The sequence below is a fragment of the Aliiruegeria haliotis genome (genome assembly GCF_003003255.1).
Taxonomy (GTDB): Bacteria; Pseudomonadota; Alphaproteobacteria; order Rhodobacterales; family Rhodobacteraceae; genus Tropicimonas; species Tropicimonas haliotis.
The window spans coordinates 65,052-80,708 of the sequence record NZ_PVTD01000013.1 but is presented as its reverse complement, the minus strand read 5'-3'; the positions used below and the strand labels follow the sequence as shown (position 1 = coordinate 80,708).

Below are 15,657 nucleotides of genomic sequence, written 5' to 3'. Positions count from 1 at the left end.
GTCCCGGTTTGCCCGCCTCGCGAGCACGTCCCTCCCCGGCCGCTCCGCCGGATTGCGCTCTGGTCTGTTTTGGCCCGAGGCCAAAACGATCCCGCCGCTTCATCCGTCTCCCGCGTCCGGTCTGGCCGTTTGCCTGCTCGGGTCGGGCAAACCTACCGTCAAAACACACACACATGAGCGCGGAAGCATATCCTCCGGATGGCCCCCAAATCAGCCCGCGTCAAGGATCGCAAAACTTTTTGGCGAGGGCAGAGTTTGTGGCATTGGGCAGTCCCGTCCGTGAGGGTGCGCGTGTCTCGGGTGTTGTGCACGGAAAACTTTTGCGCCCGGCAAGCCGGCGGCTGCGCCGTCCCTGACCCGGGCAGATTCGGAAACCAGGCATTCGGCCATGCCCCCACACTCACGTGGTGGCCTTGCAACCGAACACTGGAGAACAGACATGGCTTACGACACCGCAAATACCTACGAGACCATCGAGCTTTTCGGACTGACCGAGAAGGACGCGCAGCTGCCGATCCCGGAAGATCACGTCCTGACCGACCGCATCATCCGCGAAAGCTTCGAGGCTTTGCTCGGGCAGCTGCGCGGGACCGGGCTCGAAGCCGAAATCGAACCGCTGGCCCATGGGCTCGCCACGATCCTGCAGCGGCGCAAGGTGGCACTCGGCAAGGAGGTCGACCGCACCGCCGACAAGATCGGCGCGCTGGCAAAATCCCACGACGGATCGGAGATCGCCGAGACCGCGCTCGAAGAGGCGCAGGCGCGCTTTGTGCAGCTGCGCGAGATCGTCGGCGCCATCGAGGTGATGAGCGAGGCGGCGGCGGAATGCTACGAGATCGAGACGGGCCACGGCTTCATCCCGGCAGCCGGGTCGCGCGCAAGCGTCCGGGCGCAAGAGACCGGGGCGGTCTTCGAGGCGCGGCAACTGCTGGAGCAGCACGACCGTGAAACCGCCGAGAAGTCGAAAGTCGAGGGGGTGCCCTTGATCGTCTCAGGCGCCACCGACTGGACCGATGTCGATGTGATCTTCAACACGCTCGACAAGGTTCGCGACCGCATCAAGCAGAACCGCAATCAGGACATCTTCATCTGCCACAAAGGCGGCAAGCATGGAGCCGAGATGATCGCAGCTCGCTGGGCCCGAGCACGCGGGATAGCACAGGCGCGCTTCGATCCGCGCTGGTCCGCGCACGGGCGGGCGGCACCGTTCAAGTGCAACGACGAAATGCTGGACGACAAGTTCGCGGCGACTGGGGTTGTGCTCTTCGGTGGCAACGGGGTCGCATTGAACCTCGGGCAAAAGGCGGAAGCGAAAGGTCTGACGGTCATGCGGGTTGCGGACCCGGCGAAGAAAACTGCCGAGACGTGAATTGAGAGGGTCGCCTTCGGGCGGCCCTTTCGTCATGTCTCATGGTGCGTGCGATCGGTCACGCGTGATCGGCAGTCTGCGGCGTCCAGTACCGTTATCCCTCTACCCGGTCCGTCAGAGTGCGGTCCATCCGCATCGGTATGGGCTCGGAATGGTGCGCACCTCACGCACATCCTTAGCAACACAAGACGCGAGAGATCGAGATGTCGCACTTGAGGCTGAAGACCTGCACGTCCCTCGGGGCGTCTTTCGGAACATCGCACCCACGCGGGCGGGCTTCGTCAGCACCCCGGCCAGGCTTGGCGGGACGAAGACGCGGATGGTGGCGTCGACGTGATGGCAAGGGTCATCCGGATCACTCCTTTTTGCTCATAGATGTGGATCGCACGGGGTCGGCCCAATCGTGCCCTGCGCTTGCGCTCCGGCAAGCACAAATACGGCTTCCACGGCGGAGCCGCGGACCCTCCGCATTTGCGCTTGCGACCGGGCCTCTTGCCCCCGTGCCGGGTGATCCCCATCGCAACAAGGAGTAACCCAAATGACCAACCACTACGTCGCCACCGTCCCCGTCAAGTTCACCGATACCGATGGCCAGGAGCGCACCCGCTTCCAACGTGTCGGCGCGATGTTCCGCAACACCCGCAACGGGGACGGCTCGGAGTTCTTCAGCCTCAAGCTCGACTTCCCGGTCGCGGTCTCGGAGTTGGTGATGTTCCCACCGAGCGCGAAAGATCCCCAGGACTAAATCCTCTGACGAGGATGGGCCGCCCCAGGACGATCTTGGGGCGGCCCGATCCCTGTTCCAGGGATGCCGGTCCCTGCGCGTTCAACGGACGCACTCCGCCCGAAATGATCAGGCCGCGACAGACCGGCCAGTCAGCCTCAAGGGGGCCATCCACAAAAACCGGCAGGCCAGGGCCTCTCGGTTTTTGCGGCAGAGATTTGGCAAGCCAAATCTGGCCCTCCTTGACCCTGCCTGTCCGCCCTGTCGGTGGGGTTTGCGCCCGCCCGCGGTTCCGTCCGAACACATGCGTGTTCGGCCAGACCCTCGGGCGGGGCTGGTGGACGGGACCCCTAGGACAGGTGGGTCGCCCGGTGGTGAAGGCGGCAGAGCCGCGTCCCTGCGGGCCGCGGCGTGAAGCGGACACCAAGGCTGCCTGAGACTGAAGGCGACGTAAGTATATAATTGACAGCTAGGTATATTATCGTAAGGTAGGGGCAGCCTTGGTGGAAGGTGGCAGGAAATAGGGGGTCTTTCTTCCGCATGTCCCGAACAAAACGCCTGACAGAGATCGAGAAGATGCAGATCGTCCGCGAGGCCGCGGAGGGTGTGTCGACGGCCGAGCTGGCCGAGCGTTTCGAGGTCACATCGCGGGCCGTGCGCTACGTCTTGAAAGCCGATGCCGAGCGCCAGACCGATGCTGCGATCCCGGTCTCAGCAGTCAGTGTGAAGGTCACGGCTGCGGAGCTGGCGGCGCTCGACGAGGTGTTGGCGAAGGCGGGGATCGAGAGCCGGGCCGAGGGGTTGCGGCGGCTCATTCAGGCGGCGGGTGGCGTGTTTGTCCCGGACGCGCAGATGGCGGCAGAGATGGCGCGCTACCGCGCTTCACTGCACGAGGTCGGCAATGGGGTCGCGCAGATCGCCAAGCAGATGACGCGGGCCAACCGGATGGGGAAGGGGGCCGCGGGGGGCACGCGTGCCGAGTTCACCGAATTGCGCCTTGCCCAGATGCGCGGGTTGGCGCGGTTCATCCTGGATTCTGCGGACGAGATCGATCTGCTTCTGCGCCGCCGTCGGGACGCGATACAACTGCAGGCCACGGCCGCGCTGAGGGAGTTTGCCCATGCGGCTGAATGATGCCGTCCACGCCGTCACGGGCGAGGTCTTCCGGGACGGCTGGAGCCGCGTCCGGGGCTCGATGCAGGGGCTGCACGTGGCCAAGCAGAGCCAGCTTGTGCGCGCGGCGGCCGGGCACCGTCCGGCGGTCTTCAAGGCGATCCGGGGCGGGGGTACGCATACCAAATCGCAGCTCTCAAACCAGCTCGATTACCTCACCACTAAGTCGACCCATATCGTGGACAGCAGTGGGTTTCTGGATGGCAAGACGAAGCTCGAGGCGGGTGACATCAAGGACCTGACCGAGCGCTTTGCCAAACGGTGGGATGCGGGCTTCAAGCCCAAGCTGGGCCAGACCACACACATGCTCATGTCCTTCCCCATCGGCACGCGCGGGGAGGATGTGCGCGACATCGCGACGGACGTGGCCGAGCGGTTCTTCCAGACCGATGAGGGGCATTTCGACTACATCATCGCGGTGCATGAGGACCGCGATCACCCGCATGCGCATCTGGTGCTGAACCGCCGCTCGCAGGAAGGCGAGTTCTTTTTTCTGGGGCGCAACCATCGCTTCAACTATGACGACTTCCGCCTCGCCATGGTCGAGGAGGCCGAGAAGTACGGTGTGCGCCTGGAAGCCACGCGGCGGGTGGATCGCGGGGTTGTGCATTACCCGGCCCGCACAAGCGAGGTCTACGCTGCGAAAGAAGAGGGCCGCGCGCCTGTTGAGCGGGAGCGTGTGGGGCAGGACCTGACGCGGACGCTGGCGGAGATCGCCAACACCAGAACTGTCTATCACTCGCTTGCCGCGGAGGCTTCGCGTGAAGCCCGCGAGGATATTGCCGCAGCCCTCTTCCGCGCGGGCGAAGTGCTGGCGCGCGGCGGGCAGGTGGACCGAACAGGAGATGTGTATATGGCCGAGGATCAAAGTTTCGAGGATCTGAGAAGCCTCTATGCCGAGAAGCTCGCGCGGGTGCAGGGCATGATCGCTGAGAAGTCTGACGCGGAACGTCCCGTGCTGGAAAAACGCCTCATCGAGATCCAGACGCAGGTCCAGCACATGCAGCCACTTGGTTTGCGATCATCCACGCTGTCAGAGGCCCCCTCGGAGGGCGGGATCTATTCCGAGGCGAACATCGACACCAGCCGGCTGGACCGTCTGGCCGAGCCGGACTTGCGGTCGCGCATAGACACCGCACTACGGGGCACCGGGATCAGCACATCGGAAGTGGTGGCCCGGATCGAGACCGGGGCCTCGAGCGCCGCGCTCGAGCATCAATGGATCGCCAATGATCTCTCCAAGGTGGCCGAGGCGCGCGATCTGAACCTCGAACGCCGCGCCGATCTGGAACAGGCGCGCGACATACTCAATGATGTGCATGTGGAACTTGGCACGCTCTTGGAGCGCGAGAACGTGCTGCGCCGGGATGGCATCATGGAAGCGGAACCGGTCAGCGAGCGGTTCCATTATCATGAGGGCGCGGTGCGGGCGATGGAAGGAACAATCCGTCAGGAGATGCGCGCCGAGGGTTTGACAACACAGCAGATCGAGGACCGGGAGTGGGAAGTGGTCTCAAAGGCAGAGCGCCGGATCGAGGCGGAGCAGCGCGCGTATCTCGACGCACACCCGGAGCTGCTCGCACGCCCTGGCGATGTGATCGACCGGTCTGAGCCTTACAGGGAGACCATCACCGATGCGGCCCGCGCCAGCGAGATCACCCGCGAGGTCGACCGGATCATGGAGGCACGCGACCTCCGCACGTCCGTTGCGGATGCTGTCACGGATGACTTGCGCGCGCGCTATCCGGACATGCCGTCCCACCTCGCCCGTGGGCTCGGCGCGACCTATGCCGCCGTCGTCGAGATACGCGACACGGAGGCCATCAATCAGGTCCGCCGCGAAACCGAGATGCACGACGGGCTTGGGTCTGGCACGCGCGCCGCACTCCTCGCAGCCCGCGGTGAAACTGCGCCGCAGTCTGACCGTGCCGACCGCCTTGCAGACGAGATTGCGCGTGTTCTGGACCATGAGCGGGCGGGGGAGTTGTCCGCGCCCTTCGAGACCGAGGCGGAGCGGGACGCTTTCCGCGAGGAGATCGCGCGGGTGCTGGATGACCGCCAACTTGACCGGCTTACATCCGGCGATGCCGATGCGCTCGACAAGGTGCTCGAGGACCGGCTCGACCGGCTCTATGTCGCCAAGGTCTATCTGCAATCGGATGCCGCGACGGCCAACACGGAGGCCCTGCGTCAGGTGGTCGATGATCTCGCCGACACCGAATATGAAAAACACCGCGCCGCGGACGTGGATGGCGAGACCGAGAGGGGTCAGGTCCATTGAGCGCCGCCATGGGAAAGACGCGGATCGCGACCGGTGTGCTTCTCGTCACGTTGGTGACTGCCGCCATGGGCTATACCATTGCCTCGGCGGTGCTGACCTACCAGGATCTCGGCTTCGGGGCCGAGATCGACTTTGCCTATATCGCGCAGAACTATCTGGCGATCCTCGATCGCCGCCCGGAGGATGCGCAACTCATCCACCTGATCATCGGCAGCTTCGCCGCTGCCGGCCTCATGCTGAGCCTCGCCCTGTCGGGGTCCGCCCTGACACGCTTTGGCCAGACCCATTGGCAGACCGCGCGCGAGATGAAGGCCAATGGGTTTTTCGGAGCACCCGGGACCGGGTTCATCCTCGGCAAGCTCGGGCCGCCGGGCTCCCGCGCCAATTACATTTGCTCGAAAGTCTTCCCGCACGCGCTGATCGTGGCGCCCACGGGCCGCGGCAAGACCACGGGCTTTGTCATTCCGAACTTGCTGACCTGGCAAGGCTCTGCCGTGACACTCGATGTGAAGGGCGAGTGTTTCGAGGCCACGGCCCGCCACCGCGCGGCCCAGGGCGACAAGGTCTATCGCTTTGCCCCCACCGATTGGGAGGGCAGGCGCACGCATCGCTACAACCCGCTCCTGCGCATCTTTGAACTGAAAGACCCCGCGCGCCAGCAAATGGAATTGCAGCTTCTGGCGACGCTCTTCCTGCAAAGCGACAATGACCGGGTGCAGGGCCTACTCAAGGGCGGGATTGATCTCTTTGTGGCGGCCGGGCTTTTGGCGTTCCAGCGCAAACGTCCGACCCTGGGCGAGATCTATCGCATCGCCGCCTCGGGCGGGAACAAGCAGAAGGAATACTTCGCGCGCGGCCATGAGGTCGACAACAGGGCCGCCAAGCTGATCTTCACGCGGCTCGCCTCGACCAACAACGACACGCTGACATCCTACGTTTCGCTCCTGATGACCTCGGGACTCGACCAATGGCAGAACCCTGCGATCGACGAGGCGACGGCGGTGTCGGACTTTGATTTCCGGACGATCCGCAAGAAACCCTTCTCGGTCTATCTCGTGGTCCAGCCGCTGATGGTGAAACCGCTCGCGCCGCTGATCCGCCTCTTCTTCTCGGATCTCCTCTCGGCCATGCAGGAAAAGGACCCCGGGCCGGATGAACCCTGGCCGGTGATGATCATGCTCGACGAGTTCAATCGTTTGGGCAAGATGCCCATCGTGGTCGAGAGCATCGAAACCCTGCGGACCTATCGTGGCCATCTGGCCGTGGTCACCCAAACCATCCCCGCCCTCGATGAAATCTATGGCGAGAACACCCGCCGCGCCCTGCAGGGTAACGCGGGCGTGAAACTCTATCTCACGCCCTCGGATGAGAAGACCGTCGAGGAGCTGAGCAAGGCGGTCGGCAAGACCACGAAAACCGTCGTCACGCGATCTCAATCCATCGGCAAGAACCCATTCGAGGGCCGTAGCCAATCCACACGGACCGAAGAAAGCTCCTTGCTCCCCGAAGACGAGGCGCGCCGCCTGCCGCTCGACGAGATCGTCATGGTGATCGATGCCCAAATGCCCGTCCGTGCGAAGCGAATCCAGTACTTCGACGATCGGCTGTTCAAGGCGATCCACGCGGCGCAGACTGGCGAGTTGCCGTTTCCGGAGCCGGGGGGAAGTGGGCCGCAGGGCACGCTGCCGCTGAGTATGCGCGCCATGCCGATGACGCCGCCATCGGACGAGTTCCGTGGGTCTGAAGCCGATGTGGATATGGGGCGCGAACCCGCTGGCAGACGACCATCGGGGCAGACACACATCACCCCAAAGAAGACAGCGCCTGTCGTTCAAGCTGTTGTTGCCGGAGAGCAGCGCCAGATAGAGATGGATTTTGGGAGCCAGGTTGCGGGTGCCGAGACAGTGGGCGTGGATGATGAGGCGCAGATGCGCTCCGCCGTCGATGGCTTGGACGATATGGAGGCGATGCTGCGAGTGGAGGATGGTGAAAAACTGGTTGCTCGATAGGGTGGTAGGCATCGCCTGTCTGTCAGGGAGGGCGGAGTGCGGACGTTCGCCGCGTTCGGTGCGAATGTCCGTCTCACCCACCGAATTTGGGTTTGCCGACGAGCCAAATCCTTCCGCTAGTCGTTCCCAAGCCGGTTCAACTCCAACACATCCTCCTGAATTCGCGGGCGGCTGGTGCAGAACGGCTCAAACGAAATCAGGGGTTCCTTTGGCGAGAACTCCGGCGCCCATGTCTCCGAGGCCACGTCGCTCTGGCTGCAGACCATGATAGCGCTAGGCGACGGAGATATCGTCGAGTTGCAGGGGAAAAACCGGGCGGCGGACGGGTATTTCGCGGCGGATCACACTTCGTTCTGCGGAGCGAAGGTTAGGTAAAACTCCGAATTACTTTCCGGCAAGTCGGCGGATCTGAAAGAATAGAGCGGCTTGATTGAACCGGATCGGAACGAACCGAAATCTCCGACGCCTTTCGGTCTGGTTTCTAACTTGCAGCGTTTTACAGCCAACTTCGACAGTTGGAGGGATGTCGAGATAATCAATATGCCTGATGCAGCGGTGCTTCGTGCGCAAGAGGGTTCATCGGACGCAAACGTACATCCACACGTTGTTGCCCTTTTGGTCAAAAGGCGCTACGTCGATCGATAAATGCGTTTTATGGGAGGTTAGAACAATGGCTTTGCACTCGCGGGAAGACATCAGATCGGAACTTGAGGACGACATTTACGCGTCGCGCGACCTTTCAGTTGCCGTTCCAAAGTATCGGCTCCCCGATGACGAGCAGAACCGGGAACACGCCTATTCTATTGTTCATGACGAATTAATGCTCGACGGGAACTCTCGCCAAAACCTGGCGACGTTTTGCCAGACTTGGCTGGACGACGAGGTGCACCGTCTTATGAACGAGTGCATCGACAAGAATATGATCGACAAGGATGAGTATCCTCAGTCGGCGGAAATCGAAGCGAGATGCGTGCACATCCTTGCCGACCTTTGGAATGCTCCGGATGCCATCAACACCATGGGCACTTCGACAACCGGATCGTCCGAAGCTGCTATGCTGGGCGGCCTTGCCCTCAAGTTTGCTTGGAGAAATAGGCGCGAAGCGCAAGGAAAACCTGTCGACAAACCCAATATGATCTGCGGTCCGGTGCAGATCTGCTGGCACAAATTTGCGCGCTATTTTGACGTCGAGTTGCGCGAGATCCCAATGGAGAACGGACGTCTCCTGATGTCTCCAGAAGAGGTTCTAAAGCGTGTGGACGAGAACACTATTGGCGTTGTGCCAACTCTCGGCGTGACGTTCACGTGTCAATACGAAGATGTGAAGGCCATTTCGGACGCACTTGACCGCCTTCAGGACGAAACCGGGTTGGACGTCCCCATTCATGTTGACGGGGCGAGCGGCGCGTTTCTGGCGCCGTTTTGTCAACCTGAGATGGAGTGGGATTTCCGCCTTCCACGCGTCAAATCAATCAATGCGTCAGGTCACAAGTTCGGATTGGCGCCGCTCGGGGTTGGTTGGATTGTCTGGCGCGGTGCTGCGGACCTGCCCGAAGACCTGATTTTCAATGTGAACTATCTTGGCGGCAACATGCCGACCTTCGCGCTGAATTTCTCGCGGCCTGGCGGACAAATCGTTGCGCAATACTACAACTTCCTGCGTTTGGGTCGTGAAGGATACACAAAGGTCCAGTCGGCGTGCTACGACACCGCCGAGTTTCTCGCGGCGGAACTGGCCAAGATGGGACCGTTTCGCATCATCTATGACGGCGACCGGACCAAGGGGATTCCCGCCGTCGCATGGACACTGAACGACGATGCCAACATCGGCTGTTCGCTCTACGACCTCGCCGACAAGTTGCGTGCAAGGGGGTGGCAGGTGCCTGCCTATTCAATGCCCGCGCATCGCGAAGACCTTGTGGTGCAGCGTGCCTTGATCCGCCACGGCGTTAGCCGTGATCTGATCAGCCTGTTGCTTGAAGACATAGAACGCGCACTTGACCATTTCAGGAGCCACCCCGTCGCCAATCCGCTTGGTGCCGACGAAGCGACCTCATACCACCATTAAGGCTCCGAACCGAGCATGGGAAACGTGCAATGAGCAAACTGCTGTACTTCATTGGAGTGATCGCTCTGGCTTTGGTGCCGGCACTCGCGATGGCGCAAGATGCGGAGACCGTCGGTGGCGCCGGGAAGGTGGTCGGACAGGTTTTCGACCGGATAGAGCCCGTGACGGAGGCAGGGTTGCATGGGGTGTTTCAATACCTTGGCAATCAGCCGATTGCCTTTATCCTGCTGGCGATGGCGCTAGGCTCATTAATCGGGCGGCTTAGCCTTCGCGGTGTTTCCCTTGGTACGACAGCCGGAACACTCCTGTCGGGGATTGTTGTCTCCGTAATTGCTCAATCGGCCTTCGGCATCACGTATTCCATTCCGGGAGTGCTGTCGTCCTTCTTTCTGCTACTGTTCATGTACGCTTTGGGCTTGCGCGTAGGGCCGCAGTTCTTTGCCGGGTTGCGCAGTGGAGGGCTTGCCTTTGTTGCTATCGGAATCATCGTCTGGTCCCTGAACTGGATCATCTGCATGGCCGGTGCGTGGCTGGCTGGGCTGGAGCCAGGTTACGCCACGGGCCTTATTTCTGGCAGTTACACAATTACGGCCATTCTTGGGGTTGGACAAAACGCCATCGATAGCGGCGCCTACGTGCCACCTCCCGGTATCAGCCCGGAACAGATCGGCGCCAACATGGCCGGCGCTTATGCGATCAGCTACGTGCTTTCGAGTGTCGGCATAATCCTGTTGATACGGTACCTCCCCCAGATTTTCGGCCATGATCCGGTGGCAGACGCCCAAAGCGCCGAACGGGAATTCAGCGGAGGAGACATTCATCCAGCGCCGGGGTCGCCGGATGCTCTGACGTTCGGCTTTTCACCTTACGATGTTCGCGCGTTCCGCCTGACCCACCACGAGTTGGTGGGCAGGTGTGTAAGCGAAATCGAAACGGCTTATCCGTCCATGCCCATCGTACACCTGTTACGGAATGAGAAGCCCGTCGATGTCACCTCGGACCCGATACTGACAGAGGGCGACATCGTAACAGTTCGTGCCGATGTCCATGACCTGATCTTCACGGAGGGAACGGTGATTGGTCCGGAGGTGGACACACCTGAGGCTCGCCGGGTGCCGTTGGTTGTCGCGGATATCCATGTCGGCTCGCACTCGACGTCCGGTCGGACCGTCGGTGAACTGACTGCGGCGATAAACGGAGGTGTTGTTGTCGAAGCTCTGTTTCGGGGCGGCCACGAGTTGCCCCTTGGCCCTGACAGCGAAATCCGTTTTGGCGACACCGTCCGGTTGACCGGCACGAATGCCAGCATCCAGAAGGTTGCCCAGGGCCTTGGCGGGCAACCAGTCCTGCCGACGATGAAATCGGAGATCTTCTATCTCGCCCTCGCCATGTTCATTGGCTACGTCGTGGGCACGTTGACGATGCATATCGGTGGGATTCCGATTGCCTTGGGAACTTCGGCTGGTTGCATCCTCATGGGCATCTTTGTCAGCTACATGCGTAGCCGAAACCCGTCTTTCGGCGGGCCGGTTCACGAAGGCGCTCGGAACTTCCTTCAGGATTTCGGGCTCAATGCCTTCGTCGCAGTGCTATCGGCGAATGTAGGCCCAAAGGTGGTGACTGCGCTGGCTGGAGACACGGCACTATGGCTTGCCCTGATAGGTATCACCGCCGCCTTGCTCCCACCTCTGATAGCGTTTTGGGTCGGTATCAGGATGTTTGGGTTGAACGCCGTCATTGCGGACGGTGCGGCCACAGGGGCTCGCAACAGCACGCCCGGACTCAACGCGATCGTTGATCAGTCTCGAAGCTCTATCGCGGCCGTCGCATACCCGGTCACCTACGCGATCACCACCGTCCTCGCTTTGATAGGCGGATACTTCTCGATGATCCTGTCGTGAAGTCAGTCTGTCCAGAATGAGCCTTCGGCCTTTGTGTCGCGCCGGAGCGCGATTTGCGAGAGAGCGGCGTTCAGTTTCCTGTCGCCAGCGCAAGAGCCGCCGCAGCCACTCTTGCGTCGCGCTCTGCATCGGCAAGAGCCTCCTTCGCAGCATACAAGCCCAGTTCCGCCACACCGGCATCGGAGATTGTACCGATGCCGCCGGAATAGGCTTCCTTGGCTGCGTCTGCGGTCGTACGTGCTGCATCGGTCAGCGCGCGGGTCGCCGGATAGAGGGCGAGGGCAGTTCTCAGGGTCTCGTAGGAAAGCGCAATCTCACGGGTGGCAGACAGTCGTGCCACCTCGACTCCAGCCCGGCTGCGTTCCAGTCGGTCGCGCGCAGCGGCAAGGCGCTTCTCTCGCAGGCCGCCATCAACGATCGGGACCGACACGCCAATAAACAGGCCGCTTGACCCGGCAGTGTTCAAACCGATTGGTGCAAGGCCATTCAAGTCGACCCGGCCGTCCCCGGCGGAGGTATATCCGCCGCTGAACACTTTGGGCCGATAGGACGCCACTGTCGCATCAAGGCTGGCTTGCGCGGCGTCAACCTGAGCGAGAGCCGCACGAACATCGCTCCGACGGGCGAAGGCCTGATCAAGTACCCGCTCCAGCGTCTTGTCGGTCGCGGAGGGCAGGCCGGCGCCGGGAGGTTTCAGGCGGATTCCTGTCGATGGTGGCACGTTGATCAAAGCGGCCAGGTTCACCGCCGCAGCACGCGCCTCGCCGTTTGCAGCCTCTTCGACGAGGCGTGTCTGGGCATCCAGTTGGCGGGCTTGAGCAACCTCGACGGTGGTGCCGCTTCCCTGCTCAAAACGCCGCTCCGCGGCCCGGACCAGATCGGCCGAACGGGTTCGTGCCTCTCTCGAAGCTGCGACCTTTTTCAGCGCTGCTAGCCGGGAGTGATAAGCCGCGCTGACGTCGAAAATCAGCTGTCGATGGACGGTGTTAAAGGCGATCTCGGACACACGCGACAAGCTGGTCGCGGCCCGTTGCCTGGCAGCGTTTTCCCCGAAATCATAGAGCAGCCATGTGGCCGTCAGCGCGACGGCCTCGCCGCTGGTTTCAACAGACCCCGGCACATCTCCAATCAGCGGTAAGGGAAGGCTGGTGTTGGTCGACTGACGCCCTGCCACCGCTGCCGCCGTAATCACTGGCAGCAGCGCGCTTCCGACGATCCCGGACTGCCGCCCGGCCTCTCGCGCCGCCAGCCACGCTTCGCGTGTTGCCGGATTGCGGGACTGGGCCAGATCAATCAGGGCAGGCAGGTCATAGCTCCGACCCGCTTCAAATCGCGGTGCGTCAGGAGCGGACGCTGCAAGCTCTGCCAGCCGAGCGGTGTCGGCGGAAGTTTGAGCCGGATCGTCCGGAATCTGTCGGTCCGCGCGCCCGATATCCCGCTCCGCTGACGTGTCGCCACACGCGGCAATCACGAGCAGGGCCAGACCCATCGCAACGCATTTGAGGCAGTTCAATGGTTCTTCCTCACACTCTCGGAGCGGTTTCCGTTCAGGAGGGAATGTTGAAGCATGTCTGCGCGCGATGCCAGCACGGAGAACGCGCTGCGCGAATTTGGCTCGAAGCGTAGCGTGAACAGGGTATCGCGAGCCGCTGCGATCGCTGCTGCGGCGGCATTCACTGCCACTCCGGATTGACCGGCGGTCTTGGCTTGCGAGGCCGCATCTATCGCCTCTGCTGCCCGGTCGAGAGAACGAGCGACCGTGTTACTGATCGAGCTCGGCCAAAGGGACAGAAAGACCACGGCCACCACCAGGTTGCCAAGCAGGATTCCGACGATCCGACCCCAGGCAATTGCAAAATCGACATCCGGCCCGGGCGAGTTCAGAACCACAAGGAAAAAAACCAGCGCAACCTGCAAGCCGGCGTAAGCGGTGCGCTCCGGGCCGCAGGCCAGCCAGGCGGCAGGGAGCGTTACCATGAAGGTCAACACCGCGAGCCCGCCAATCCCTTGCAGGTTAGGGACGATCAGCAACAGGCACAGGTTGGCGATCACCGCTCCGAGCAGGCAGCCGGAAATGCGCAAGGCCGCCTTGTGCAGGGTTTCGCCAGCAGACCCGAGGCTGATGAGGAAAGCGGTGATCGTGATCGTGTGGATTGCCGGCCAGCCGAGCACGAGGAAGATCGCATAGCATATGGCAATCGAGAGCGTGGCCTTGATGGCAAAACGCACAGCGTCGGTCCTGTCGGCCTCCATCGGGGCCGCACGCTCCTCCCCATCCGTCAATTGCCCGGCTAACGCGGCAAGGCGTGGGTCCGCTTCCCCCAGGTTGGTTTCCAACGCCAGCGCGGCGCGGTTCGCGTCGGTGTTCGGCGGCGGGTTCCCTGCTGCGCAATCCGCCAGAAGCCGGGCCGAGGCGGCTTCGACCGTCCGGGACCGCGCAGCAGCGCGCGCGTCAAGTTGCCCGGTCCGGCCGGCAACCTCCCGCAGCCGGGTCACCTCAGCGGCATCGGACAATAGGAGCCGCTGGCAGTCGGAAAACGCGGCTCCGTCGCGTATGACCATGGCTTGACCGATCGCCGCGAGCCTCCGCTCATAGGCCTGCGAGAGAAGCCTCCGGGCGCTGCGCCCGAACAGCGCGGCGCCGACGAACAGCACAGCCATCGGCACAAGAACAACGGTCATCAGCCAGAACAATCCCCGCAGCAGCAGGTCGGGATAGGCGAGATAGTCGAGTACGCTAAGCACTTCGAATATCGCCATGCCGATGGTCGCGGCAACGATACCGGCCGGCGTGCTGCGGGCGAGATACATCGCCCCGAAAGCAACCGAGAACATCGCGATGACGCGAAGGATCGGTGATCCCGCTGTCGCCATGACAAGCATAATCGCCAGCAGGATCGCCGCAAGGGCCGCAAGGGTCAGTCCGAAAGCGACGGCCATGGTCTCAACGGCTTCTGAGCGCGCCGCGAAGAGAACGAGATATGCCGACAGGGCAGTTTCGGGAAGGCTCAGTGATTTGGAGACGACAACGACCAGGCCGCATCCTAGCGCGATGAGCACGGCGCGCCGCATTCGGTCGCCGGACGTCATTCCCTGTCGCCAATCGTGACGCTGGCCGAGGCGCCGAGACGCAGGAATGATGGCAAAGGCGGATCGAGTGTGATCCGGACAGGGAACCGGCGCGCGAGGCGCACCCAGTCTGTGGAGCGGGGGACAATGGGAAGAACTCCCTGCAACTCAAGCGAGTCGGTGGTCTGAACACCGCGTCCGACGGAGTCCACCCTGCCGGTCAAGACCGTTCCGGAATGGGATAGCACCCGAACGCGCGCCGCCATGCCGGGCTCAATCGCCGCAATGTCAGTTTCGCGGAAAAAAGCCTCGATATGCCAGCTGTCCCGATCGATCAACGCAAGGGCGGGCTGTTCCGGCAGCACCCAGGTTCCTACTCCGGCCTGCAGGCCGGTCACAAAGCCCGCAACGGGCGCAACGACCTTGGTTTGTGCAAGCGTGTGTTCCGCCGAGGCCAGAAGCGCCTCGGCTGCGCGAAGCTCGGCGGCAATTGCATCGGTATTGGTGACAAGCTCTTCCGCCGCCGTGGCGGATTTTCGCGCGACATCTAAAGAAACCCGGGCATCCGCAGCAGCAGTTCGCGCCTCGTCCAAAGATTGCTTCGAAGCGATCCCATCTGCGGCGAGGGGTTCGAGCCGGGCGACTGTGGCCTCGGCAAGAGCAAGATTCTGTTCTGCCCGGTTAATCTCGTCCGCCGCTGAACCTGCATTCTGTGCCGTGGCGCGGGCCGTGCGTTCGGCATCGGCAAGCGCTGCACGAGCTGCCTCGATCTGCGCCGCTGCCTGATCGCGCTGCAGCCTGTAGGCGGTGTCCTCTAGAGCGAACAGCGGGGCCCCCGCTTCGACCGCGTCATTCTCGGCGACGGCAAGATCCCGGATCTTTCCGGGAACCCCGGCGGTGACATGGATCACTTCCGCGCCGACCGAGGCATCATTGGTGCCGGGACGGCGGTCGACCTGCATCAGCACGATGACGGTCAGGACCAGCGACACTCCGGCAGCAACTGCGAAGATCGCGCGCCCTGCCCATCGTTGGCCCTTGGTGATGTCAGGTTCAAGCAAGG

The 15,657-nt window shown here is 62.4% G+C and carries 10 protein-coding genes; 7 read left to right on the top strand and 3 right to left on the bottom strand.

All coding sequences use genetic code 11. The features are described 5' to 3' along the window. The first annotated feature begins 439 nt into the window (after positions 1–439). The 7 genes from CLV78_RS21180 to CLV78_RS21140 all read left to right on the top strand — a co-directional run bounded on the left by CLV78_RS21180 (position 440) and on the right by CLV78_RS21140 (position 11,525). The gene (locus CLV78_RS21180) at positions 440–1,369 is read left to right on the top strand and encodes a DUF2493 domain-containing protein (protein WP_106207794.1); all 930 of its coding nucleotides are present in this window, start codon (positions 440–442) and stop codon (positions 1,367–1,369) included. 538 nt (positions 1,370–1,907) lie between these two features. Further along, on the top strand, positions 1,908–2,114 hold the full coding sequence (locus CLV78_RS21170; protein ID WP_007120662.1) for a hypothetical protein: 207 nt from the start codon (positions 1,908–1,910) through the stop codon (positions 2,112–2,114). Between the two features lie 519 nt (positions 2,115–2,633). Continuing rightward, the gene (locus CLV78_RS21165; RefSeq protein ID WP_106207790.1) at positions 2,634–3,227 is read left to right on the top strand and encodes a transposase; all 594 of its coding nucleotides are present in this window, start codon (positions 2,634–2,636) and stop codon (positions 3,225–3,227) included. After that, complete coding sequence (locus tag CLV78_RS21160; RefSeq protein WP_106207789.1) at positions 3,214–5,547, top strand: relaxase/mobilization nuclease domain-containing protein; 2,334 nt, start codon at positions 3,214–3,216, stop codon at positions 5,545–5,547. The genes CLV78_RS21165 and CLV78_RS21160 overlap by 14 nt, the downstream gene beginning before the upstream one ends. A gap of 8 nt (positions 5,548–5,555) precedes the next feature. Next, complete coding sequence (locus tag CLV78_RS21155) at positions 5,556–7,556, top strand: type IV secretory system conjugative DNA transfer family protein (RefSeq protein WP_106207787.1); 2,001 nt, start codon at positions 5,556–5,558, stop codon at positions 7,554–7,556. 670 nt (positions 7,557–8,226) lie between these two features. Beyond that, entirely contained in the window at positions 8,227–9,624 is a 1,398-nt protein-coding gene (gad, locus tag CLV78_RS21145; RefSeq protein ID WP_106207785.1) for a glutamate decarboxylase, read from the top strand. A 161-nt stretch (positions 9,625–9,785) separates the two neighbouring features. After that, complete coding sequence (locus CLV78_RS21140) at positions 9,786–11,525, top strand: aspartate:alanine exchanger family transporter (RefSeq protein WP_245925225.1); 1,740 nt, start codon at positions 9,786–9,788, stop codon at positions 11,523–11,525. Between the two features lie 70 nt (positions 11,526–11,595). Here the strand turns inward: CLV78_RS21140 and CLV78_RS21135 are convergent, their stop codons facing one another. From CLV78_RS21135 to CLV78_RS21125, 3 genes are read right to left on the bottom strand one after another with little or no spacing between them, the layout of a single operon-like run. After that, the gene (locus CLV78_RS21135) at positions 11,596–13,038 is read right to left on the bottom strand and encodes a TolC family protein (RefSeq protein WP_146136746.1); all 1,443 of its coding nucleotides are present in this window, start codon (positions 13,036–13,038) and stop codon (positions 11,596–11,598) included. Beyond that, complete coding sequence (locus CLV78_RS21130; RefSeq protein WP_106207779.1) at positions 13,035–14,615, bottom strand: FUSC family protein; 1,581 nt, start codon at positions 14,613–14,615, stop codon at positions 13,035–13,037. Before CLV78_RS21130 ends, CLV78_RS21135 begins: the two co-directional genes overlap by 4 nt. After that, positions 14,612–15,655, bottom strand: a complete 1,044-nt coding sequence (locus CLV78_RS21125; protein WP_106207777.1) for an HlyD family efflux transporter periplasmic adaptor subunit — start codon at positions 15,653–15,655, stop codon at positions 14,612–14,614. Before CLV78_RS21125 ends, CLV78_RS21130 begins: the two co-directional genes overlap by 4 nt. Between the last annotated feature and the right edge of the window lie 2 nt (positions 15,656–15,657).